This is a genomic window from Streptomyces cahuitamycinicus (assembly GCF_002891435.1).
GTDB classification, from domain to species: Bacteria; Actinomycetota; Actinomycetes; order Streptomycetales; family Streptomycetaceae; genus Streptomyces; species Streptomyces cahuitamycinicus.
Map to the genome: position 1 here is coordinate 1 of NZ_POUC01000683.1, position 2803 is coordinate 2803.

General features: G+C 72.3%; 2 protein-coding genes. Both read right to left on the reverse strand.

Translation table 11 applies throughout. From position 1 onward, the window contains the following. Positions 1-268 precede the first annotated feature (268 nt). Positions 269-1117 (reverse strand): proteasome subunit beta, encoded by an 849-nt coding sequence (prcB, locus tag C1J00_RS41565; protein ID WP_102913997.1) that lies wholly within the window; start codon positions 1115-1117, stop codon positions 269-271. A gap of 75 nt (positions 1118-1192) precedes the next feature. Next, on the reverse strand, positions 1193-2671 hold the full coding sequence (locus C1J00_RS41570; protein WP_102913998.1) for a hypothetical protein: 1479 nt from the start codon (positions 2669-2671) through the stop codon (positions 1193-1195). Positions 2672-2803: the final 132 nt, after the last annotated feature.

Here is a 2803-nt window from a genome sequence, read left to right on the forward strand (position 1 = left end):
GAGTGGACTCGGGGGCGGCCGTCATCGGGGGAAGGTCTTTCTGTCGGATGAACGGCTGCGGCAGACAGCCTTGCGCCATACTCCAGTACCTGCAAGTCATGTGCAGTAAAGCTGGTGACAGATCTTGTCCATGGAACCGAAAACTCCGCCGACGGGCCGTCCGGCCGAGTGTCACCCCCTCGTGCGGGCCTTCCGGCCGGGTGTCACCCCCTCGTGCGGGCCTTCCGGCCGGGTGTCACCCCCGCGTTCGGGCCTTCGTGGTCGGGGGTCACACCCTCGCGTTCGGTCCGTCCGGCCGGGTGTGCCGCTGCTCGACCATCTCGCGGCTGAGCTCCTCCGTCTCCCCCTCGGCCAGCCGCTCGAAGCCGTCCTCGCTGATGACGGAGACGATCGGGTAGATGCGGCGGGTGAGGTCGGGGCCGCCCGTCGCGGAGTCGTCGTCCGCCGCGTCGTACAGCGCCTGCAGGGCGGCCAGGGCCGCCTCGCGGCGGGACATGCCCGGTCGGTACAGCTTCTTCAACGCGCCCCGGGCGTACGGCGACCCGGAGCCCTCGGCGTGGAAGCCGAACTTCTCGTAGCGGCCGCCGGCGACGTCGAAGGAGAAGATGCGGCCCCGTGCGCCCTCGGGAGCCGCGGGGTCGTAGCCGGCCAGCAGCGGGACGACGGCGAGGCCCTGCATGGCCTGGCCCAGGTTGTTCCGGATCATGGTGGCAAGCCGGGTGGCCTTCGCGGCGAGAGTCATGGGGATGCCCTCGATCTTCTCGAAGTGCGCCAGCTCGACCTGGTACAGCTTCACCATGTCCACCGCGAGCCCGACCGTGCCCGCGAAGGCGACCGCGCAGTGGTCGTCGGCGGGGTGCACCTTCTCCAGGTCGCGCTGGGCGATCAGGTTGCCCATCGTCGCCCGCCGGTCGCCCGCGATCAGCACGCCGTCCCGGTAGGTGAGGGCCAGCACGGTCGTGCCGTGCGGGGCGCCCTCGGCCCGGACACCGTCCGGAAGGACGCGCCGGGTGCTCAGCAGTTCGGGGCGGTGGGCCGCCAGGAAGTCCGTGAAGGACGAGGAGCCCGGAGTGAAGAACTCCTCCCCCAGCCTGCCTTCGTGGTCGCTCGCAGCCATGCCGTTCCCCCCTCGATCGTGACCGTCAACCGACTCCTACCTGAGCCGGACGGACGGGAAACGTTGCCTGCGGCATCAGGAGCCCGGTGCGACACGGACGTCCAGGTCCGAGATCCGGTGGACGGGCCAGGAGCGGGCGTAGCCGGGCGGGGTGCCGCCGGCCGGTGCGAGGTGGGCGACCGGGAGACGGTCCGCGGTGCGCAGGATGCCGGTCACGGTGATGTTCTCGTTGTTCCCGGACGTCGCCCCGGAGGAGCAACCGGTGTAGTAGCCGACGGGGATGGCCTCGTGACCGGTGAGCAGACAGGGCGGGCGAACACCGAGACGGTGCAGGACGTCGGCGGTGCGGTCCCAGTCGCGGCGACTCTCGGTGTTGCGGGACACCGCGCCGTGCAGCACGGCGAGTTGCGCCGCGAGGTGCCCGGCCAGACAGAGCGGGACGAGCGCCGCGGCCACCGGGCGCCAGGTCCCGCCCGGGGTTCTGACCAGGTGCCACAAGGCGTCGGCGACCGGGATCGCGAGCAGCGCGTAGGCGGGCTGGAGGAAGCGCGGCGCCGCGTAGCCGATCATGAAGAGGTACGGCAGCGCGACCGTGACGGCGCAGGCCAGCGGGACCAGGGTCCGTCCCAGGCGCCCGGCCCGTGCCGCGACGACCAGCCCGAGGCCGGCCAGGACGGGCAGGGCGAACCACCAGAGGGTGACCAGGGGGGTGGGCATCGGCCCGGTGCACGGCCGGCACAGGGCGCGTCCGCCCAGGCTGCGCAACTGGTCGTCGACGGCGATCTGCCAGCCGAGACCGCCCTGGATCCGGGAGGCCTCCGCCAGCCGCTCGCCCAGCCCGCCGAAGCCGGCGTAGGCCTCGATCACCCAGGGCACGGCACCGGCCGCCAGTCCTGCCGCGAGCACGAGCAGCAGTCGCCAGTGGCGATGCACGAGGGCGAGGACGAGCAGCGGCACGGCCACGTAGGCCGCGTCGGTGGGACGCATCCACGCCATGAGCGCGGCGCCCGCCGCGAGACCCCACAGGACCACCGGGGAGTGCCCCTGCGCCCGGGCTCGCAGGAAGCAGCCGACGCTGATCAGGGCGCCGATCGCGACCCAGTAGTTGGGCATGGCCTGCGGACCGTAGAAGAGCGTCACCCACAGGGACGCGAAGAGGGCCCCGCCGACGACCAGGACGCGGGTCGGGAACAGGCCCCGCCAGCAGCGCAGGGCCAGGTAGAGGGCGATGCCGGACAGCAGGGCGAGGTAGACGCGCAGCAGCGGGACGGACGACGACCAGGACGCGACGGGCGCGACCAGCAGCGAGACGCCGCGGGAGCGGGGTGCGCTGAAGAAGGCCGCGGGGTGGTGCGAGGTGACCTGGCTGACGTAGACGATCTCGTCCCAGCCCAGGCCCAGGACGGGCCGCACGAGGGCGAGCTGCGCGAGGGTGAAGACGACGGCCAGGGCGGCGAGCGGCCGGTTGCCGCGCGCCATGCGGGTGGTGCGTGGCCCGGCCGACTGTTCGCGTCTTCGCCTTCTGACGAGGATGGCGTTGGCGCCATCAGGCATGTTCCGCCCCTAACCCTGATGATCGGAAAACACGATCAAGCTAACCCGCGGGTCGGCGGTGTGCAGGGCGGAACTCAGCCAAGTGGGGGTGCTGCTCAGCGGGTGTGCGGTGCGCGGTGCGGGGGCTGGCTC

Coding starts and splice junctions, on each gene's coding strand:
- prcB (WP_102913997.1), bottom strand. CDS start 1,117: ATGGCTGCGAGCGACCACGAAGGCAGGCTGGGGGAGGAGTTCTTCACT.
- C1J00_RS41570 (WP_102913998.1), bottom strand. CDS start 2,671: ATGCCTGATGGCGCCAACGCCATCCTCGTCAGAAGGCGAAGACGCGAA.